This window comes from Synechococcus sp. UW179A, assembly GCF_900473965.1.
GTDB lineage: Bacteria > Cyanobacteriota > Cyanobacteriia > PCC-6307 > Cyanobiaceae > Synechococcus_C.
This window is the reverse complement of the sequence record NZ_UCNJ01000004.1, coordinates 23,416-42,811: the sequence shown is the minus strand read 5'-3', so window position 1 is coordinate 42,811 and position 19,396 is coordinate 23,416. Positions and strand designations below refer to the sequence as shown.

At 49.1% G+C, this 19,396-nt stretch carries 26 protein-coding genes; 13 read left to right on the top strand and 13 right to left on the bottom strand.

Features of this window, described 5'->3' with window-relative positions:
- Positions 1 to 99: 99 nt before the first annotated feature.
- Complete coding sequence (locus DXY31_RS01820) at positions 100 to 930, bottom strand: alpha/beta fold hydrolase (RefSeq protein WP_244279449.1); 831 nt, start codon at positions 928 to 930, stop codon at positions 100 to 102.
- A 46-nt stretch (positions 931 to 976) separates the two neighbouring features.
- Positions 977 to 1,114, bottom strand: a complete 138-nt coding sequence (locus DXY31_RS17275) for a hypothetical protein (protein WP_206749782.1) — start codon at positions 1,112 to 1,114, stop codon at positions 977 to 979.
- Between the two features lie 514 nt (positions 1,115 to 1,628).
- Between DXY31_RS17275 and DXY31_RS01815 the strand changes: the two genes are divergently transcribed.
- The 3 genes from DXY31_RS01815 to DXY31_RS01800 all read left to right on the top strand — a co-directional run bounded on the left by DXY31_RS01815 (position 1,629) and on the right by DXY31_RS01800 (position 3,944).
- Entirely contained in the window at positions 1,629 to 2,081 is a 453-nt protein-coding gene (locus DXY31_RS01815) for a hypothetical protein (RefSeq protein ID WP_114991288.1), read from the top strand.
- 1,334 nt (positions 2,082 to 3,415) lie between these two features.
- Positions 3,416 to 3,646 (top strand): DUF1651 domain-containing protein, encoded by a 231-nt coding sequence (locus DXY31_RS01805; protein WP_114991281.1) that lies wholly within the window; start codon positions 3,416 to 3,418, stop codon positions 3,644 to 3,646.
- Positions 3,647 to 3,674: 28 nt separating this feature from the next.
- On the top strand, positions 3,675 to 3,944 hold the full coding sequence (locus DXY31_RS01800) for a hypothetical protein (protein WP_114991278.1): 270 nt from the start codon (positions 3,675 to 3,677) through the stop codon (positions 3,942 to 3,944).
- Between the two features lie 577 nt (positions 3,945 to 4,521).
- On the opposite strand, the gene DXY31_RS01795 is transcribed toward DXY31_RS01800, so the two are convergent.
- Together DXY31_RS01795 and DXY31_RS01790 are read right to left on the bottom strand one after the other, a co-directional pair.
- On the bottom strand, positions 4,522 to 5,226 hold the full coding sequence (locus DXY31_RS01795) for a VIT1/CCC1 transporter family protein (RefSeq protein WP_114991274.1): 705 nt from the start codon (positions 5,224 to 5,226) through the stop codon (positions 4,522 to 4,524).
- A gap of 180 nt (positions 5,227 to 5,406) precedes the next feature.
- Positions 5,407 to 6,177 carry an SDR family NAD(P)-dependent oxidoreductase gene (locus tag DXY31_RS01790; RefSeq protein WP_114991271.1) on the bottom strand — a complete coding sequence of 257 codons (771 nt, stop codon included), beginning with the start codon at positions 6,175 to 6,177 and terminating at the stop codon, positions 5,407 to 5,409.
- 397 nt (positions 6,178 to 6,574) lie between these two features.
- Here DXY31_RS01790 and DXY31_RS01785 point away from each other — a divergent pair, with 397 nt between their 5' ends.
- Entirely contained in the window at positions 6,575 to 7,474 is a 900-nt protein-coding gene (locus DXY31_RS01785) for an SMP-30/gluconolactonase/LRE family protein (RefSeq protein ID WP_114991268.1), read from the top strand.
- 646 nt (positions 7,475 to 8,120) lie between these two features.
- Positions 8,121 to 8,858: an MIP/aquaporin family protein gene (locus DXY31_RS01775; protein WP_114991262.1), complete on the top strand. Its 738-nt coding sequence runs from the start codon at positions 8,121 to 8,123 to the stop codon at positions 8,856 to 8,858.
- 107 nt (positions 8,859 to 8,965) lie between these two features.
- Here DXY31_RS01775 and DXY31_RS01770 read toward each other — a convergent pair whose 3' ends face one another.
- A complete protein-coding gene (locus tag DXY31_RS01770; RefSeq protein WP_170953486.1) occupies positions 8,966 to 9,733 on the bottom strand; it encodes a sulfite exporter TauE/SafE family protein in 768 nt (255 codons plus the stop codon).
- A gap of 90 nt (positions 9,734 to 9,823) precedes the next feature.
- Here DXY31_RS01770 and DXY31_RS01765 point away from each other — a divergent pair, with 90 nt between their 5' ends.
- The 4 genes from DXY31_RS01765 (at position 9,824) to DXY31_RS16655 (ending at position 12,227) form a co-directional block, all read left to right on the top strand.
- Complete coding sequence (locus DXY31_RS01765) at positions 9,824 to 10,096, top strand: DUF3104 domain-containing protein (RefSeq protein ID WP_114991258.1); 273 nt, start codon at positions 9,824 to 9,826, stop codon at positions 10,094 to 10,096.
- 53 nt (positions 10,097 to 10,149) lie between these two features.
- Entirely contained in the window at positions 10,150 to 10,332 is a 183-nt protein-coding gene (locus DXY31_RS01760; RefSeq protein WP_114991255.1) for a hypothetical protein, read from the top strand.
- Between the two features lie 674 nt (positions 10,333 to 11,006).
- The gene (locus DXY31_RS01755) at positions 11,007 to 11,588 is read left to right on the top strand and encodes a ferritin (protein WP_114991252.1); all 582 of its coding nucleotides are present in this window, start codon (positions 11,007 to 11,009) and stop codon (positions 11,586 to 11,588) included.
- Positions 11,589 to 12,086: 498 nt separating this feature from the next.
- A complete protein-coding gene (locus DXY31_RS16655; RefSeq protein WP_170953485.1) occupies positions 12,087 to 12,227 on the top strand; it encodes a hypothetical protein in 141 nt (46 codons plus the stop codon).
- A gap of 182 nt (positions 12,228 to 12,409) precedes the next feature.
- Here the strand turns inward: DXY31_RS16655 and DXY31_RS01745 are convergent, their stop codons facing one another.
- The 5 genes from DXY31_RS01745 to DXY31_RS01730 all read right to left on the bottom strand — a co-directional run bounded on the left by DXY31_RS01745 (position 12,410) and on the right by DXY31_RS01730 (position 14,627).
- Positions 12,410 to 12,649, bottom strand: a complete 240-nt coding sequence (locus tag DXY31_RS01745; protein ID WP_114991576.1) for a Nif11-like leader peptide family natural product precursor — start codon at positions 12,647 to 12,649, stop codon at positions 12,410 to 12,412.
- A 157-nt stretch (positions 12,650 to 12,806) separates the two neighbouring features.
- Positions 12,807 to 13,112, bottom strand: a complete 306-nt coding sequence (locus tag DXY31_RS01740; protein ID WP_137024859.1) for a hypothetical protein — start codon at positions 13,110 to 13,112, stop codon at positions 12,807 to 12,809.
- 67 nt (positions 13,113 to 13,179) lie between these two features.
- A complete protein-coding gene (locus DXY31_RS16650) occupies positions 13,180 to 13,323 on the bottom strand; it encodes a hypothetical protein (RefSeq protein WP_170953484.1) in 144 nt (47 codons plus the stop codon).
- Positions 13,323 to 14,036, bottom strand: coding sequence for an SDR family oxidoreductase (locus tag DXY31_RS01735; RefSeq protein WP_114991242.1), 714 nt, complete (start codon positions 14,034 to 14,036; stop codon positions 13,323 to 13,325). Before DXY31_RS01735 ends, DXY31_RS16650 begins: the two co-directional genes overlap by 1 nt.
- Positions 14,037 to 14,297: 261 nt before the next feature.
- Entirely contained in the window at positions 14,298 to 14,627 is a 330-nt protein-coding gene (locus DXY31_RS01730; protein ID WP_137024858.1) for a hypothetical protein, read from the bottom strand.
- 9 nt (positions 14,628 to 14,636) lie between these two features.
- Here DXY31_RS01730 and DXY31_RS16310 point away from each other — a divergent pair, with 9 nt between their 5' ends.
- Complete coding sequence (locus DXY31_RS16310; RefSeq protein ID WP_137024857.1) at positions 14,637 to 14,909, top strand: hypothetical protein; 273 nt, start codon at positions 14,637 to 14,639, stop codon at positions 14,907 to 14,909.
- 1,141 nt (positions 14,910 to 16,050) lie between these two features.
- Here the strand turns inward: DXY31_RS16310 and DXY31_RS01715 are convergent.
- A complete protein-coding gene (locus tag DXY31_RS01715; protein WP_114991232.1) occupies positions 16,051 to 16,332 on the bottom strand; it encodes a Nif11-like leader peptide family natural product precursor in 282 nt (93 codons plus the stop codon).
- A gap of 628 nt (positions 16,333 to 16,960) precedes the next feature.
- Here DXY31_RS01715 and DXY31_RS01710 point away from each other — a divergent pair.
- The 3 genes from DXY31_RS01710 to DXY31_RS16305 all read left to right on the top strand — a co-directional run bounded on the left by DXY31_RS01710 (position 16,961) and on the right by DXY31_RS16305 (position 18,388).
- Positions 16,961 to 17,086, top strand: coding sequence for a DUF3104 domain-containing protein (locus DXY31_RS01710; RefSeq protein WP_256359614.1), 126 nt, complete (start codon positions 16,961 to 16,963; stop codon positions 17,084 to 17,086).
- A 791-nt stretch (positions 17,087 to 17,877) separates the two neighbouring features.
- Positions 17,878 to 18,162: a hypothetical protein gene (locus tag DXY31_RS01705; RefSeq protein ID WP_137024856.1), complete on the top strand. Its 285-nt coding sequence runs from the start codon at positions 17,878 to 17,880 to the stop codon at positions 18,160 to 18,162.
- Positions 18,163 to 18,175: 13 nt separating this feature from the next.
- Complete coding sequence (locus tag DXY31_RS16305) at positions 18,176 to 18,388, top strand: hypothetical protein (RefSeq protein ID WP_206749781.1); 213 nt, start codon at positions 18,176 to 18,178, stop codon at positions 18,386 to 18,388.
- A 387-nt stretch (positions 18,389 to 18,775) separates the two neighbouring features.
- Here the strand turns inward: DXY31_RS16305 and DXY31_RS16645 are convergent, their stop codons facing one another.
- Together DXY31_RS16645 and DXY31_RS17270 are read right to left on the bottom strand one after the other, a co-directional pair.
- Complete coding sequence (locus tag DXY31_RS16645) at positions 18,776 to 18,943, bottom strand: hypothetical protein (RefSeq protein WP_170953482.1); 168 nt, start codon at positions 18,941 to 18,943, stop codon at positions 18,776 to 18,778.
- Positions 18,940 to 19,194 carry a hypothetical protein gene (locus tag DXY31_RS17270; protein ID WP_114991223.1) on the bottom strand — a complete coding sequence of 85 codons (255 nt, stop codon included), beginning with the start codon at positions 19,192 to 19,194 and terminating at the stop codon, positions 18,940 to 18,942. Before DXY31_RS17270 ends, DXY31_RS16645 begins: the two co-directional genes overlap by 4 nt.
- Positions 19,195 to 19,396 lie beyond the last annotated feature (202 nt).

Sequence of the window (19,396 nt, the reverse complement as noted above, 5' to 3'; positions counted from 1 at the left end):
CACTCCAATGCAAGCCGGTGTTTGCGGAGCGCACGTGACTGAGGTCCCAATGGTTAGGGCCTCTGCCCTCTGGACTCAGTGAAATGATGGGTTGACTGGTTAGAGCGTTGAGACCCATTCCCTGACGCTGTTGACGCATTCCTCTGTTGACTCATAGGGAAGAACGTTCCTTCCAGGGATGGTGCTAATCGAAGCGTTGGGCAGTTTTTCTCTGTATGTACCAAGTCGCTCTTCGAGATCATCCCAGCTCCTGGATGAACCAATCCCAGTTGCGTTGATGCCGAAGAGGATCTGAATAGGAATGTTCAAGCCGGTCAGCTGTGGCTCCCAGTCACGTCGCCAGAAGCCTGCAAGAAAGGAGTACACCGCCCAGCGGGTATCCATCGCTCGTGAGCCTTGCTTGAGCATCTCCAGCCATTCGTCATCAACCGATTCAGGGCGTGCAAATAAATTTTTTCTGGAAAATCCGTCGAGAAATCTGCGACGCCTTGCATAGCGGTAAAACAAGTTGCCGATCAGTCCATCAAACAAGATGCGCCAGAGCCAATGTGCTCTGCTCTGAGGGAACTCCTGCTTTAGAACCCGCCAGCCCGGTGGGCTGATCGCCACCAATGCGCTCACCAACTCGGGAGCGTTGGCCTCAATGGCTAGGGCGATGGGCAGAGACGCTCCCTGGCAGACCAGTACAACAGGTCCTTTGGCTCTTTCTCGAAGCAGATGGATGAGAGGCTCAGCCCAGTCTTCAGGTGTCAGTGGGCGTGCCGGGCATGGTGCTTTTCCGCAGCCGAGAAGATCGGGCTTGAGTAAATCCGTCGTGCTGTCTTGGTCTTGCCAGTGCGCTACGAATCGGTCCCAGAACCGCGATGACAACCCAACGCCAATTGGATGAATTAGAAGCAGCTGTTGTTCAGCTGATGTGTGGCTGGCCAACTTCTCAGGCAACGATGGGAACCATGATTGTGATGAACAGAAGCACTCAGCGCGACGACAGCTGAGATTCAATCAGCTTTCGGATTGATCCATGATCCATGCCGTGGTCACCGCCGTTCGGCTGAGAACATCCGGCCTGCAGCAACTGCGAAGCTTCATGACCCCTCTGCCAGATCAGGGTCATCACCCTGCTTCTGAGTTCAATCGTTAAGTCGACTGGGCACGGACTCTCTCTCTAGAGACATGCATAGTGAGTTGTTAGCACTAACAAGCTCTCCTTAGCACCATCTTTGCCCGCATGGCTGACACCCTCGAATAAACGAATACCTTGGACGATTAATGGAATGATGCAGTCAACGGTGAGGTTAAATCGATCTTTATAAGATCAGTTGACACCTGTATACCTTTCTATGAAAAAGTTTTTGATTGCATTTAATCGGTCCTTGTTATTGATGCTTTCGAATGGTTGGTTCAGGTTGGAATATTGGTCTGTGGGTGCAAGAAGCCACTTGAACCTTCATTCTGGAAAGTGAGGCTGTTCACGTCTAAGCATCACGGTCTGCTTTCCAGCCGTCTCCAATCGTGAAGCATGCTGATCTGGTTGGCCAGATTGAATTTTGTGAGAGGGCTTGAATCCCTACAGCAAGGAATTAAAACCATGGCCATTCTGGATAGAAGATGATTGCAGGTCGGTTCGGATGACCGTCGCACCCACCGATTTCAGAGAGGCCCACCAGAGGGTGTGGGCCCTCATCGAGTCTGGACTTGAATCCAACTCCAGCTGGCGCGAGAAGTTTGTCGACTATGGACTCCTCGCCACTGTTGGATTTGATCAGCCGTTTGACGGAGATGACGACAAGGTTGGCGAACTGGCAGAACAGCTCAACCTTTCTGCTGATGTTGTTGTTGGTGAGCTTCGTTATTTCATTCGCCAGAACTGCCTATGGAGCACTGACGAGCTTGTTGCGGATATGGACAGGGCTCTTAAGGTTTTGGTCACAAATGGAAGCCCTGAGGAAGTCGTTGACTGTTTGCTCGACTTCTCTCCGTACGCGAAGCGTCCTGACGTTTTACGAGCATTGCGTACAGCCGCGACAAAGAGAGATGATGCTGAGGCTTTTCAGTCAATCTTGTCTGAGTTTGAGCAATAAAGCTGTTGTTGGCGCTTTAGAGGCCCGGCGACACCACTCGACGGGAGTGATCGCTACCGATCCACACTGCCGTGGAAACAAGTTTGTGCCCATCTGAGCATGTTGTTGATGGGCTCCTAAGGATTCATTGGCAATGGACGTGCGCTGCGTTGACGACTTTGATCAAGACTCGCTTGGCAACTGCGCTGATTCCTGTTTGATCGAGTTTGTTGCCCGCTTTGAATTGTGGAACCTGATGAAGTAGCAAATGAACTGGTATTTGTTTTCAGGCTTCAGTTACAGCAAAGGCAGGAGCTCTCGCCCTGTTAGAGGTGACTTGGACTTGAGCTCAGGCGGTTTGGCCAGTACCAGGCTGGATCGTCCTGCCTGGCTCTTTTTCGTTACCCGTTTCATCAGAACGACCACATTTAGGCTATCGATCTAAGTGATGAGGCGACTTGGCTCAAATTCGGCTGCTTGAGTAGGTTCTCGATTAAAACCTTTTCTGTCAATCATCTCAACCGCTGGTCACAGACAACGTAAAGCGCTTCAACAACTTTGCTGCGATGGACGATTTGTGCCTAGAGGAACCAGATTAAACTTCCCTGACGGAATTTGCCGTAGGCTCGATACCGATAACTTTAAAAGGGATAACTATGTCCAATTTCCAAATAATGTCTTGAAACCTGTAGACTTTTAATATGATTACTTTGCGGATCTTATACGTAAAAATATAAGGGCTGTTACTTGTTGCAGCATTCTAATTCGTCTTGATGATTGACAGACGCTCGGCCGTTTGCGCAATCTTCAGAGCAGTAAGTGCTGCCATCTTTCTCCACAGCCAAGTGGGAGGCAACTTTGTTGTCACACGGTTGGCAATCGCAAGATTGATCGTTCACTGTCATTTCAGTGGCTCTTGATTGATACTCCATATTTATCCCCGTCCAGCTTTGCTGTCAACATGATGATCAGCATCAGGAAAGTGAGAATGATTCTCGTTCTGTTCTGAATCTTGTTGTCCCATCGATCGACAATGTTTGTTTTTCACTGCAGGTATTCACTCCGCCGTTAACCATCGTTGTTTGAGTCCTGGTGAAGCGCAACTTTATTGGGGCTTAATGAGCGATTTCTGGCAGATCGTTATCTTTTGTCCTGAGTCAGCATCGCGGCTTCGACTCTGACGTGGTCATGCCTGATCCCCATAACAGTCTGCTGGGGCCGCAGTCGCTGATGCCACAGGCCGACTCGCTCACCCCCAGTTGTGCAGTTGCTCGCTCCTTGTAGTTATTTGTACTTGGCTGGGCATCAGGGGGTACGGGCCTCTATCGATAAGAGCAAGACCTCAGCAAGTGACTATGTCAGACGCCTGGCTGGAAGACCCCAAGACTCATTGGGCAATGCGGTTCCACCAGCAATCCAAAACTCTTGATGGAGATGTCCAGGTTGTTGTCGAAAACGGCAGGCCCATGCCTCACAGCCAGCCAGCTCTGATCAAGTCACGCATTCATATGGCCTATGAGGATGCTGTGTCTCTCTACAAGGAACTGCAGCAGATTGGCTGGATGCACTGTCCCGCTTTCTGGTGAGCCTCTTGGACGGAAAGCCTGTCAAACAATGACGACCGATCCAATCTCCGCAGTTTTGGATGGAGTCCTGCTTGGAGCCGAGGATCTTCAAGGCATCCATCCCTGGAAGGCCAGTACTGAGCAAATCATCAGCGCCTGTACACGTCTTGTTGAGGACTACGGCATCATCCTGCAAGGGAGCAGTAAAGATTGCAGCGATTCGAGGTTCCAGCTTGGCGGTGACGACGAATTTCGTTACTCAGACCACAAAGACGACGATGGAAATCCTGCTGTATTGATTGAGGTGACAGAGAGCTGAGCTTCCACTGTCAAAGCACAGCAAGTTCTCTAAGGCGGCTGCGTGACCATGCCCATTAACAATCTGTGTTGTGTTCTTTGTGCTTACTGGACTGAACTAACCCCAGTTTTTCAGACTTAGTCGGTTGAAAGGCATTATTAAGTTAATCCGAATGATGAATCGTCGGAATGTTCTTCTAGCCGGAGAGGGTAAATGTCTAAATATGGACCCTTTTTAATGATAAATTGTCTTGATTTCAGCGCCACCACAATCGCTGGTGAGCGCCCTAGTGTTGACAATCTCATTTCTCACGTCATCAATAGGCTGTTTTTTGATACGGGGGAAACTCGGTTGAAGTCAGTTTCTTTGCTTGTTGATCAGGCTTAACTTATATCGAACCTAGCCCCACTTGCATCCAGCAATGATTGCATGTGGTCTCTAGTATCAGAAAAATTGCGGACTATTGAGGCAATTTGGGAAGTATTTTTCATCTTTTTTGACTTAAGTCTAATGATCACTAGTAGAAGATGCTTCAGTATTAGTAGAGAGTTTCAGTGATTGCATGCTGAGGTTGTTGGCGGAGTCTTGCTAGCAATTTTTATGAAAAGCTTCGGCTGATTATCTGTCCAATGATGACTCCGCCTGCTGCTGCGAAGCTTGCAATGCCAACGGTTTGTATCACGGTGGGGTAGATGGCGCGTTGGCCTATTTTTGCCCTCCCAAATCCAAGCAGGAATAGGAGTGTAAGCGTCATCAGTAGTGATATCCAACGCGCTGTGGCTAGTGGCCAAAACGCAAAAGCGACCACTGGAGTCAATGCAGATAGTGCATTTGAGATGAACATCCAGCAAGCATGGATGAATGGACTATCAGGTGTGTCTGACTCTTGCGAATCAAATGCTGAGTCCAAAGCGATCAGTTTCTTGGTGTCATCCGTGATCTCGGATCGAATTGTATAAATGGTTTGTTCACTTATTCCAGCGTCCGATAGTTTCAATAGAAAATGATCGGCTGCTTTTCCGGGTTCATTTTGGATTTTTATAAAGCGTTTCTTATTCTTGATTTTTTCTTGATCGTGGTCGGATTGAAGATCAAGAAAAACGCCGCACATCATTGATATGGCTGAGGAAATTCCACCTGTAGCTCCTGCTAAAAGAACTTGTGTGCTGTTATTAGCTGTAATTGCAACCCCAGCAACAAGTCCAAAGATGGTAACGGTTCCATCTTCCATGCCAAACACGATTTCTCCAATCGATGCATAGAAAGACCTTTTTATGGTTTTTAGATCAAGAGACAGGGCCATTCGCAGAACGTTTTCATTACATATCAATTTTATCCCTGTTCTTTCAATCTCTTGGCCAAAACGTAATTGTAGATAAGACTCTTAAAGTTAATTGTCTTGAGAGTAAATCATCTCAAAAAGCGGTTTCAACATGATTGCATTGGTTGGAATGCTTAGGTCACTTAAAACCTGGATTTGCTGTCAATGCTGAATCATGAAACCACCATCCACCAAAAGCATTGAGCCTGTGATGAACGCTGCTTGATCAGAGAGAAGCCACACCACAGCGTTGGCAACATCATCTGGTTTAGCCATGCGTCCCAGGGGGTGAAGTGCGCGAGCTCGTCTCCTGAGGGCGTCCGGGTCATCGCTTGCTTCCAAGGCTTGGTGGGTAAACCCTCCGTCGACCCAACCAGGTGCAACGTTGTTCACGCGGATACCTTGCGGCGCTAATTCCCCAGCTGCGGCGTAGCTCAAGCTGAGCACGGCTCCCTTGGAGGTGGTGTAGCCCCCTCCATCCGCTGAGCCGATGAACGCCGAAACACTTCCCATGGTCACAATCGAGCCTCCTGTCGATTTCAGATAGGGAATGGCGGCCTGCACTGCATGGAATGTTCCATCAACGTTGACGGCCATCATTTGTTGCCAGTCTCGATGGGTCTGGGTCGCGAGTGGTCCTGTGCGTAAAAGCCCGGCGGCGGTCACCAGGCCGCGCATTTCACCAAGTTTTTCGACTGACCTCTGCATGATCTGTCTCACTGCGGCCGCATCGGTGACATCGAGTTGGAAGCCTTCGGAAACGCCCCCGTTTGAGCGAATCTGTGCAGCGATGCGTCCAGCAGCTTCGATATTGGTGTCGCAGACGGCAACGCTGGCTCCTGCTTGAGCAGCATGAAGGGCAATAGCGCTGCCGATCGAGCCTGCTCCGCCGGTTACTACAACCAGGCCACCGCTTAGATCAATCCTTGTCATTCTGCGATGAGTCGACGACTTGATTCCCTAAGAGTGGAGGACATTAAAGTTTTCGTCATCAGCACTTACCTGGACTGCATCGCTGCAACTGGGGTCGCTGGTCGACGTGGCTCAAGTGACATCGCTGATGGATGGTCCCAGATGTTGAATCACGCCTCATAAATGAGTCGGCACTGTTGGATCGCTCGAGGGATGCGCGGAATAATCACAACGCCTTCTAGCTATCCGTTGCTCGGTTTCGTGTGCAGAACGCAGCTTTTAATCTGATGTGCAGATGTAATGAGAACCAATTATGAATCTTGTCTGTGAAGATAAGACATTTTGAAAGTCTTTGCTTCTATGACATTCTTCGCAGGAGTTGTCACAATGATTTCAAAACTCTTAGCAGAAATTCTTCATGCATCAACAGATCAGGGTCTATGCATCGGAATGCGTACTTGATGTCGGAGCTCGTCTCGCAGAAGGTCCTCACTGGTGGGAGGAGCGTGGGCTTTTGATTTGGGTCGATATCGAAGCCTCACGCATTGGCTTATTCGACCCTTGCCATCAGACCAATCGTTTTATTGATACAGCTAGCCATGTGGGTTGTGTTGTGCCAACAAGCAAGGGTCGCTTGTTAGCTGCGACGTCTGATGGATTTAAATTAATCAATCCTGATAGTGGAGAAATAATACCGTTGCATAATCCAATTGAACATCTGTCTAACCACCGATTTAATGATGGAAAGTGCGACCCTTGGGGACGATTATGGGCTGGCAACCTTCATTATGATTTTTTGCCTAATGCTGGATCTCTATGGAGGTTAAATAAATTTTTTAAGTCCAGTCAGATGATTGATGGGGTTACCATCTCAAACGGACTTGCCTGGTCGTTGGATAGAAAAACTTTTTATTATGTTGACACCCCAACTCTTCATGTGAAGCGGTTCCCCCTGACCGAAAGTGGTGATTTGGCGGGTGCTGGAGAGGTCTGCATTCAAATACCTCCTGATTGGAATTGTTCGCCCGACGGCATGACTATTGATTGTAATGGCATGCTTTGGATTGCTCTTTGGAACGGAAGTGCTGTGACTTGTTGGGATCCAAGAAATGGTAAGCATTTGGCAACAGTAGAAATTCCTTGCTCGCAAGTAACCTCTTGCTGTTTTGGGGGGTCTGCATTTGATAAGCTCTATATCACAACCGCTAAATATGATCTTGATCAGGAGAGCCTGGCTTTGATGCCTTCTGCTGGTGGCATTTTTATGGCTGAGGTTGATGTTTCTGGTATGCCTGCCTCAGTTTTCTTGCAGTCGTGAAATCATTGATTTTCAGGATTTGATTATTCATTGTGGTTCGCTAGGTAATTGGCAACAACAGAACTCTGCTAACTTTGATTGGGATTGACTGGCGATTGCGTTACTGGTCATCACTCTCGCAGCAACAGCATGGATGCGCTGTTTCTGTCAGTGGTTTGGCTTCAGTGCGCTCCGCTGCTGAGCATCCTCAGGTATGTTTCTCGGGCCTATATGCAGCTGCCTCTGGCTCCCATCAAGAGTTTGGAAAACGATTCTGTGAGCTTTGGAGAGGTTGTGATGCTTGAGTGACCCAGCTGCTCGACGATGAGGAACCATGATTTCCAGTTTCATCGATTAGATCGGAGAGCGGTCCAATAGAGCCGTCGTGATGATGTGAATTCCCTATTAACCTTTGGCGTAATGCATAGGCGTTCTTGCCAGTTTTTGGAGGTGTCTTGCAATAGTCTGTTGGCGTTTGCCAACGCCAGGGAGCGTGGTCTGTTATTTAAATGGATAATTGCCGTCAATATAGATGCAATTAAGTTCACAAAAGCCTGGTTTTATATGTTAACTAGTGTGCCTTGTTGCTCCGCCTAACGGTTGCTTTTGTTTTTGATTGTTAGCATGAAAAAGCCGAATTACAATGATTTTATAAAGAATCAATCCTATGTATCAGAATTACTTCATTGGCGAACTATTGGGCACACTTTTTTTGGTACTGTTTGGATGCGGTGTATGCGGTGGAGCCTTATTGAAATCTTCGAAATCGTATAGCTCGGGTTGGATGGCTATTTCAGCAGGTTGGGGCTTCGCCGTAATGATAGGTATATTTATCTCTATGGCATCTGGGTCCAGAGGCGGAGATATTAACCCTGTCATTACTTTGATGAAATATGGCCTTGGCAAGTATTCCTCTGGATGGATGGTTATGGCAATCATCCTTGCTCAATGCATTGGAGCATTCTTGGGAGCAGTGTTTGTATGGCTTGTTTATTTGCCTCATTGGAAGCAAACGGAAAGTAGGAGCGATAAGCTGTCGGTTTTTGCAACAGCACCTGCGATCAAAAATGGTTTCGCAAATTATCTTTCTGAATGCTTAGCGACAACAGCGCTTGTGATTATCGCTGGTGCGCTTGCCGAATACGGCAATACTTATAATTTTTCAGACGGTTCGTTGCCTTATATCTTTGGCTTTGTCGTTTGGGGAATTGGTTTATCCCTTGGAGGACCAACGGGATACGCCATCAATCCAGCAAGAGATTTGGGTCCACGATTGGCGCATGCTGTTCTTCCTATTGATGGTAAAGGTTCGTCTTGTTGGAGGTATTCATGGGTTCCGGTGGCTGGACCATTGTCTGGTGTTTTGTTTGGATTGTGCATTATCAAACTATTTCTAACAAAATAAGTTGATGTGGATGTGTGCAAGTTTCTCTAAGGCATTCGAAATTGATCGCCGCTGTTGAACGATGTTGCATTGATTTACTGGTTGACCGTGTGAGCTGGAAGACCGGCTCAAAGGCTGCGAATCAGCAGTGAAAGGCCCATCAGCAGAGCGAGACATTCGAAAGCTTTTTTTACCAGTCGATTTCCTTGTTTGAGTGAAAGGTGAGCACCGAGATATCCCCCGATCAGCGATCCCACGATCAGGGCTGGCAGCCAGCTCCAGTGGATTTCGCCGCTGAACCCGAGGACCAAAGCGCCGGTGCCGTTCCAGATCAGGCCCACCATGATCAACGTGTGGGCAACAGCTCTTGGATAACTCAATCCGAACCAGCGCACCAGCCACAGCGTGACGAAAAGGCCTGAGCCTGATGAAAGGGAACCGTTGAGCACCCCGATCGCGAAGAGCACGCCAATCCCGATCAGCTGTTGCTGCCTGTTGATGTTCACCACCCGTTCGGTTTGTCCGAGTTTGGGGCGACGGGCTGAGTACAGCCCGAGAGATAGCGTCAGCAACCCCAGGGCTGCTGTGGCGATGCGATGCGGCAAAGCCAGCACGCTGCTTGCTCCGATCCACACTCCCGGTAGACCCGCGCACAGGATCATCAGGCATATGTGGGGGTCGAGGCTACTGGCTCGCCAATGGCGACCAGCCGCACCAACACCTAGGGCCACGCTGGCCAGTTTGTGGGTGGCCAGAGCTGAGGCGAAGGGGAGCCCCAGCAGGATCAGCGCCGGTAGCTGCACTAGGCCAGCACCGCCACCTGCAAAGGCTGAAAGGGCGTTGGCTACAACAGCAATCGCGCCGAGTGCCAGCTGCAGAAGCAGCTCAATGGCCATGGATTGACGTCGCTTGAGTCATTGCTGGGAAACATCCCCGCCCATGCCTACCCCATCCATGGCTAATACGTGCGTACTATGCTTGTTGTTATGTCTGTTGATCATGGTCTCTCTAGTCGGCAGGACTCTGTGGAACGGCCAGTGTTCCTGGACGTTGCTCCAGGGATGACGGTGATCGTTCGCCACGACTATCTAACTGGGGAAAAGCGCGACAAAGACTGGTGGATGGGTCACGTGATTCACTGCGGTGGTGCCGCTCGTGATCCGAAGATCCACAACCTGTTTCAGATCGCTGATGTGGACTCCGGTGAGGTCAAGTGGGTCAATGCCGATCTGGTGACCCAAATCCTTCCTGGTTGCTAGAACCGCTGATAGGCATTGCTTCAAAGAGCATGAGTAACCACTGGGCAAATCGCATGACAGTTCCCGTTCTGCGTGTCAAAGAGTTTGCAGAGCTATCAGCTTGCTATCAAGAAGCGCTGAAGGACCGTGGCGCCCTTGATTGCACCTACAAGCTTTGGTCTGAAATGACTGCTGCCGAAAAAGCTAAAGCAGCAAAAAGGCTGCCAAACACAGCCAATAACTGGTATGTGAATTAAATGGACGACTTTAACCTGCTCATTGCGATAAAAAGTCAATTCTAATTATTGCTTTCTTGATGGTGCTTTGTTGATCATTTTGCCACCATCCAGCTGTCGATAATAAATTCTTAGATTTTGGCTATTCGATGTCATTATGCATGATTTGAGTAACAATTGTTAGTGTTAAGTTGTAAGGCTCTTCGTGAGAATCCAATCTAACTCGGATTAGTCATTGTTCTGTCGAGTTAAGTGTGCGGCTCGGTAGTCGTTTGTTTCCTGCCATTGTTTGCCCAATTAATCACCAGCTGCATAATCGTGTCTATGTAGATTTTTGAGTGTCCAGCAACCGTATTGATTGAAAAAGATGCCATGTCATTGATTGGCTTGTATGAATAGGCAATCCCTGGAAATCTCTTTCGCTCAGGCTAACCAGTCCATGGCTTTGGGCGTCTTCTGATGTGCCTTGTATGCATTGCGTCTAGTGCTGCGTGGCGTTATTTGATTTGGCGCACAAACGAAACTGATTCTCATCAGCAGATTTGCGCTTCTGATTGTGATTCTCAAGAGCATATTTGCAGCACTTGAATGTGATTCTCAAGAGCATATTTTGATCCACTAATGTTCGGTTTTTACGCATATCTTTCGCTGTTTTGTGATGTAGAACTGATGCATCCCCCCAAGAGGACAAGGCAATGACAAATTCCGCCACCCAAGCCACCATCACCATTCCCGTCGGTCCTGCAGGCCGGGCCATGGCCGAGCCCATGTCAGGCGAACTGCTTGATCTCATGCAGGCTCATCTCAACCTTGAGCGTCAGTCCTCAGCCGACTATTTCGCTGCTGCCATCTGGTTTGCTGAACGTGAACTGGTCGGCTTTGCCGAGCATCTGCGTGATGAAGCCAAGCAGGAGCAGGAGCATGCTGCCAAGTTTGCTGACTATCTGATCTCCAGAGGCCAGCGCCCGGTGCTCGACACCGTTGAACCACCGCGTCAGCAGTGGACTGATGTGGAGCAGGTGATCGCCAATGTTTTCCGCATGGAAGCTGACGTGACTGCCTCGGTGCTGCAGCTTTACGGCACTGCTGAACAGGACATTGACCGCCGCACCACCGTGTTCCTCGACGCAATCGTTGATGCTCAGCGTCTCTCTGAGCACGAGGCCGCCTATCTGCTGGGCCGCGTCAAGTTCGCTGCCGGCAACCCTGCTGCGGTGATGATCATCGACGCTGAACTCAGGGAAGGCGAAGCCGAACCCGCCAAGCTCGAAGGCTGATCGATTGATCAGTCTCTAAGCCCAGCAACAAGCCCTGCCATGCGGTGGGGCTTTTCTTTGCTGAAAATGGAATGTCTGTGCAGGCTGGCCTGTTAGCAGTGCATCGTTGGTCTGCAAGCAGAACGATCTGACCGGTTCTTGGGCGTCCTGGTCGATCAGCCTGCTGCTGGCTCGAAACAACGTTGATCACACAACTGCGAGGATTACTGCAAATACCTCAGGGAATGGATATTGACCAAATACCATCTTAAAAACTTATGCATGTTCGATTGTTTGCAAACAATTCATTTGGATTGATTAGAACGCGCTTTTCATCATGGGAGTGTGTTTCGTATCACCTTGAGCTGCAATAGTTGTGTGGTTTTCTTATGCCATCCTTGTTTGTACAGAAACCTTGTTGGTCCAGGCTCAGCTACAACTGGATAAAATCTAAAAGCCTCTTTTGAATTGTTCTAATTACTTTTTATTCATTTTATTGATCAGGTTAGAACTGCGGACGTGACCGTGGTCTTTGGTTACAGCAATTCCTGCATCGGCATCAACTGCTGTTTAGAAGTTGTCCTGAAGAGTGGTGTCGCCTTTGGCTTTGGCAAGGAAAGCTTTGAATTGGCCAAGGGACACGTGGAACAGTTCTCTTGAGAAGTATTCGCGAGGGTGCTCAGCTGAGGCTTTGGTTAATGATTTCTGCCCTTAATCGTGCCAGGTATTAGAACGACATTAATGGGCTTTTTGGGTTAATTAGAGAACAATAGCTCTGCGGTTGCATAGGTTTTTGTTGGCAAGATGTAACATGGTTTGTGAAAAGAGTCATATAGCATCAGCTAAGGGTTGCACATAAAATTTAGAGGCTTAAGACTAGGCGTGCCAACAGCACCACCACCAGCAACACCTTCCAGCTCCTCTTCACTGAGCAGGCTGATCTTATCAGCAGTGAATTCATGACCATGTTCTTTGGCGATAGTCACGACATCTTCGGGTGACTTAGTTGCTTTAAGTTTCTCTTGAAGACTGGTGTCGCCTTTAACTTTTTCAAGGAATGCCTTGAGTTGCTCTTCTGACATTGGGTGATTGGCCAGTACAGAAGAATTAGCCATAGCCAGCAGCAGCGTCAGCCGTATTCCGAGCACCATCTGGCCTGGTCTTGCCGGGGTTTCAGAGTGAACCGCAGCGGTAGAGAGGGTTCTGGCTTTGACCCGCCAGGCGGATGGATGTATTCCGCTATTTGATGACGTAATTCATCGGGTTGTCGAAGGTTTCGGTGCCGCATGGGCTCGAATCACGCCCGCCGGGAAGCATGGTGTCGGGAATCATTTTGTCTGAGTAAAGCTCACAGAGCTCTGCAGGGGGACGGCTATCAACCCACTGCTGGAACGAGGAATCCTGAGCCAGAAGCTGAGCGACGATCAGAACTTCGTACATGGCGATGTAATGAGCTACTTCATTGCTAGCCAGGTGGAGTTGAGCAGCCTTAACCAATCTGCCTAGTACTGATGTCCTGTATTTGTTGGCCTGTCGATTGGTCACGGGGCATAGAGCTCGCAGGAATCAGAGGGGCCGGTCTTGTTGGGCGTAGTTCCAATGTGGATGGTGGTCATTCGGCATGACCACCTGACAGCAGAGAAAGCCGACAAGGATTGGTGGATGGGCCAGGGGCAAGGTCATCCACTGCGGCGGTGCTGCCCGTGACCCAGCTGATCTGGTGACGCCCATCCTGCCGAGGGGTTAGGGCAAGCATCAGAATCCGCAGTCAGTTGGCATAACTGCGACATCTCGAATGCAGATGTGTTGTGGCTGCTGCCAACAGAAGAGGACAATTTTTGCGAGTTCAATCGGCTCAATGAATGTCGGGTTGCCGAGCATTTCGCAGTATTCCTCAAAGCTGATCCCCATCTTCTGATGAATCGCTGTTCGGATGAGTCCGGGAGCAAGGTTGATCACACGGACGTTGTGCTCTGCCTCTGACATGTTCAGGCTCTCGCCCAATGAGCGCACGGCGTGTTTGCAAGCGTGATACACAGGTGCTCCTGGCGCAGGCTTGCGATCACCAATGGAGCTGATATTGATGATTGTTCCGCATTTGCGTTCTCGCATGCCTGACAAAACATGGTGAATGCCATTTGTCACCCCTTTGATCATGGTGTCGACTTCCTCGTTGACCTGCTCGAGGCTGAGACTGTCTAGTCCGCCGATGTGGATCATCCCTGCGTTGTTAATCAGGCAGCCTGTGGGCCCGTACTGACTCTCTGCTGATGTGATGGCATCCCCCAGCGCTTGGGCATCGGAGACATCGAGTTGGCGATACAGCACTGGCTTATTGGCCAATGTGGGATCCATCTCCTGGTTTCTTGAGATCAACAAACAGGGATGGCCGGCTGCAGAAAAAGCATGTGCTAATGCCTTTCCGATCCCTGCGCCTGCACCTGTAATCACAACCAGTTGTGCTGTCATGGCCTCAAACGACTGACTGATTGATCACAGCTTGGCAAGAGACGCTTTCACTGAGTGACGACTTAGATCTGTTGATCCAAATACTTCTTTTCACTCCAGAGCAATGAAAAGCCCCGCGCTTGGCGGGGCGTGGTTGGTGTGAGGTTGTTTTGTCGGGAGATCGATAGCGACTACTCAACGCCCCCTGCTTTTCCCTTTCGGGTTTTGTATAGCTCTCAGCCTCGCTTTCATGGCTTCAGGCTTCCCGACAACAAATATCGATCAGAGTCTGATTTGGATTCCGAATCCAGGCTGAATTCTCTGGTGATAGCCATTTCCATAAACAGGAATCACACGTGGGTAGCCAAACTCTTCATGGTTATAAATCCTGCGCTCATGGCGCCAATCACGATTGTAAGCCCTCTGATAATGATTAAACTCGCGAACATCATGGCGGAATTCTCGATGAATTCTTCTTAGCTCATGATTTCTATGTTGATGATGGTGATGATGACGGTGGTGATGATGTTCATTCGCATTTGCAGCAGGTGGCAGAATAAACATTGAAGTGCCGATTACAGCAGTTGCAGCTATGGATGTGAAAGGTTTCATTTGATTGGTGTGCCTGAAGGAGGTCGTCTCTCCGATGCATTCACCATCCCTGATCAGCAGAAAACTCACATCACCCATGAGGGTGATGTTTTGTTTTCAGCTATCCCCCAATGGTGTGATCCGCGTATTCCAGAGAACCGGTTTCAGCAATTTAGCTTGGTCAAAACTTGTGGAGCTCACGCTGCCGCTCAGCTCTGGAAGGTCGAGGTGGAGAAGCCCCTTCACTGGTCGGCGTTTGTGCTGATGGCATCGTGTTCTCGCAGTCGCAATGCGGTTCCTTGATCGCGAGCACAATCACAGCAATTGCCAAGAGAGCTACTGCTATCGAGTTGATCGGCGCAGATCTTGGGTTCATGAGGTCAAGGGGGGAGGTGTTGCTTCCCAATCAATTTCGGGATGGCGCTCGGCGACCATTAGCTGTTGCGCATGTCTTGCATTCATAAAGCGCTCCTCATATGACGTTCAGCGGCTGTCGCCGTCGTTGGAGCCCTCATGCTTACGGTCTCTAGGGCCACAACCTGCTGCTTCAGTCCCACCAACTAGATCAGGACAATTGACTTGATCGAAGTGCTATCACTTCAGCCTTTCGTCTGATCCTGGGCATGCCATTTCCACTATTGGAGGTTTTGCCTTGGAAGGCAATGCGCGATTCAACCGATGTCAAAAGGCCCACTGCGGGTGGAGAGTAAGGCCACGACATCGGAGGAGCCCATGACGGCCGATACTCCACCTGAGCAGATTGCAGAAGCAGACTGACTTTCTGGCCCCTGCTCCAACAGTCTCAACAATGACCTGGGTTGGTCCTTTGGTAGGCAGACCTTGTGCGCCACGCCAATCGACACTCCGCTTGCACCGCCCTAGGTGCCCTAGGAGGTCACAACCCGACACCTAGAGCCAATGGCCCCAGGGTGCCTCTAGCCAGAAGCTTCGACCCCTTCCTTTTGCCACAAGTAACGGGTTGAACAATGCACAAACGAGCGAGTTAGGCCGTCTTTCCACCGGGAAGGGCGGCCTTCCTTTTTTAAGCCAACAGCAGAGACTGGTTTGATCCTTCTTGTGCATCAAAGTGAACCTCATATGGTTTTGCATGTGCTTGCTGGGCAGCTTTTGCACTGTTCAGTCCGCGGCCTTTGAAGCGTGGCCACTACTTCAAGCCTCATCTCAGAAGTTGTTTTGTGATGTTTAGGTGTTTTTAATTGTGATTCTTTTCTCTAGCTTCTTTCCGCATCAGTGTGAATGTTTTGAGCTGTTCTTCGGATATGAGTATTAGGTCTTTTTGCGTTTGTTGCAATGTTGTGCAGCGGCTTCTCTGACGAATGATTCCTGCACTCAATCATAATAGAATTTGGAAACGACTATAAGTGATTGGATGTGGCTTATCCAATACAAAGCTCTTCGGAGATTTCGGTTGAGTCGACATTAATTACCACATTTTCATTGCGCCGTCTAAACAACTATTAATGGCAGGCGATGCCCCTAAAGTGCAAAAAGCGGGATTCAGTCTTTTGCCTCCTACCGCTCTTTCCAATTCATCATCTGATATCTCTGATTGCGCTTTCTTCAAATCGCCTGCGGAGATATTAAATCCAGCTTCTTTGGTAATGGCAGCAACAGTATTAGCATTAGAAGCCGCTTTAAGCTTGTCCTGAAGCTCCGTATTGTCTTTGGCGTCAGCCAGAAAAACTTGAAGTTGTTCTTCCGTCATGATTTTAAGAGATGAATATTTGGGGGTGTTGCCCCCTCGACTCCTTGAAGATCACAGCCTTTCTGGTGACCACCACTACACAGCTCTGGTGGAGACCTTGCGATGTTCTGGTGAGCTTCTGGTGAATAGCTCAGAACTATTTGCCTGACTGATCAGCGCATGCGGCAGCTGATAAGGACACTGCACTGCGACAGTGAAAACTCCGTACTTGGTAGAGTCTCAATTTCAAATGATTAGTTATTTTGCGTTATCTACTTCTGTTCAATAGCGCTTAATCGCGCCAGATATTAGAGGATAATTTGCGTGCGTTTTGTTGTGCAAACTTCACTCCTAAACTTGTCACCTTTGACCTTCTCAAGGAAGGCTTTGAGTTGCTCCAGCACTATGGATGATTGGCCAGTAGAGAAGACTTAGCCAAAGCCAGCAGCAGCTTCGCCTGGTTTCCTTGCACCATTGGGTCTGGTTCTCCCAGGTAAAGCCGATCGGTCTTCCCTGATCTGGGCTAATGCTGGTGTCTTAGTTTTGAGGAGCTGTTGGTTGATCAGGGGGACTACAGCTCGCCTGAGTCAGAGAGGCAGGTTTTACTGGATGTGCCTCCAGGTACGACGGTGATCGTTGGCCTCCCTGCCTGACCGGCGAATCGGTTAACAAGGATTGGTGGATGGGCCAGGTAATCCTCTGCAGTGGTTCTGCTCGAGATCCGAAGCTCCACAACCTCTTTCAGATCGCTGTTGGGGGCAATGGGGGGAGCTGAGTCAACCTCGATCTCCCGTATTACATCCTCTCTGCGGTCTGAACGACTAGATTCTTCCTCCCTACAACCCAGGCAATGATTCCAGAACCCTATGAACTTTTCGATATTGACAAAGGCGCAGACAAGTTTTTCCTGATTGGGACCACTTGGATCATTCTCTTTTTGTTTCTCCTTTGAAAAGACTCTGATTCTCTGCTGAGCCAACCCGAACTCGATGAATCAACAGGTATTCCTGCTACGAGCGACGTTTTCGGCTTGTCCGCATGCCAGTGATCCCCTGGCTCTTGGGAGTTACTCCCTGTCTGAAACGTATTTCAGGTCTATCCGTGAACATCGGTTATTGGCCTGAGACCGCCCTTCTTGTTTTGCCCTGCAGGCATTCCCAGCTCGTCCGAAACGAACGTAATTCCTCTCGGAATTGTTCCAGTCCTGCCAATACGACATGCAGACAATCTCATCTCTGTTGTTTCATGGCTCGATGTCAATTCCCTTTCCCGTGGATGCGGGTCGTCCCCAGTGCTACGGCAGAAGGGACCGCAATTTTCTTCATAGGCTGATCCAGGCTGATTAACTGGCAGTTCCATGTGTGCTTTGCGCTCCACTCGACGGCCGGGTTGGGTAATCAATGGACGATCTTCCTGTGTCATTTCCTCAGTGACCACGATTAAGGTGCAGCGCTAAGGCGATGTTTATCTCATGGTTAGAAGTAGTAGGTAGCTTTTGATGCCTATCTGGATTTTGGCGGGAAACTAGTTATTTTGTCTATGTACTATTCCAGTGTTTTTCTGAAAGTGAAAACAATCAAAGTTTTAATTCTTCTTCCGTTGTCTCTGTTTGTTGTTTCCTGTCAAATGACTGCAGATGTTCCAGGTGACTCGGATAAAAAGATTAAAGAAATTTGCTCTCAATACAAAACAGACCAAATCACTAAAGATGAGGCACTTGTTCGCTTGGGGTTAAAGGATGAAGTGCAGGCTAATACTGTTGACGGTTCTATTGATACAGACGAACTGATCTATGACATCTGTGATCCTTCGGCATCAAAAGATCGGGGGGATGTTGAAGATGGCATCTGATTAAAAGTTATGCTTGGGCTGCAACTACTTGATGGGGGCAAGTGGCGTAATGACCTTGGCAGAATGGTTTATGGCTATAGCCCAAGTAGACATTAAACCAGCTGCTGACTTCTATCTCAGTGATAATCTGATCAAAATGATCTTCAGCGGTCGGCTGTTATATCCACCGTTGTGGAAAAGTATGAATGAGTTCGCCATTCAGCTAGTGGAAACCAATGTGCGTTGAAGTTGTGTTGGTTGCGCCCGCCATATCGGTGTTGCTGCGTTTGTAGGAGCCCTCAGGCTTTTCAAACTTGAGTTTGCGTATTCATCAGTGAATCCGCGGCTGTTGTCGCCAACCAACAGGGGGAAGAAGGTCAGACGACTGTCTGATTTACTCTTGCAGCAGATTGCAACACCTTTAGAAACGACCGTGGGTTGATCACGTCCTTGAGGTTGATGCGCATTACATCACCTAGATTCTCAGTACTGCCGTTGTGCGCTTTCAACCTCAGTGCGGAGATGGTAGCTGCAGAAACCAGAAGCCCAATGGAGAGATGACGGAGTACTGGTTGGTATCAGTCTGGGTACGACAACGAGCCTGCTTGATTATGCCCGTAAGGGCTAAGACGGCTCAGCCGATCAATATTCCAATCAACACTCCAATCACGATTCCTGTGATTAGACCCGAAAACCAGATAAGAACACCCATTTGGTGCTCACTCAGGCCGAGCTTTTTTTTGATCCAAAAATAGGCATCTCTATCGGCATCAACGAATGTTTTTAAGGGGCCTTTAGTCATTGTCCTGGCTGTAGTTGTGTTGATGTTCGCTCAGTCAGAAGCCGAATGCCAGTGACCTCGCTCTTTGGCGGCCGCATTCTCCAGGGCAAGCGCTGCTGGATGCGTTGGATCTGCGCTTCTAAGGGTTCGACCTTCAGAGCTGCAATTTCATCTTTTCCACTCTTCGCCATCTGATCAAAAAGCCGATCCTTTTCTCTTTTGTTACGGAGGTCCAATAAGTTGGAACAGCAAGAGATGTCAACATCAATCATTCCATATGCGGCCGTCTCAGCTGACAAAAGCTCGAAATACCACTGGGAGTTCCCGGCATGGCTGCGGACGGCCCATAGGATGTGTTTAGGTCTCCCTGCTAGCTATGACGATCGACCGGTTGTCGGGCGTTCCGCTGGATTGAGCAGCCGCTGAACGAGTATTAATTGGACCCGCTTGTTAATCCAAGGGTTGAGAGCGCTG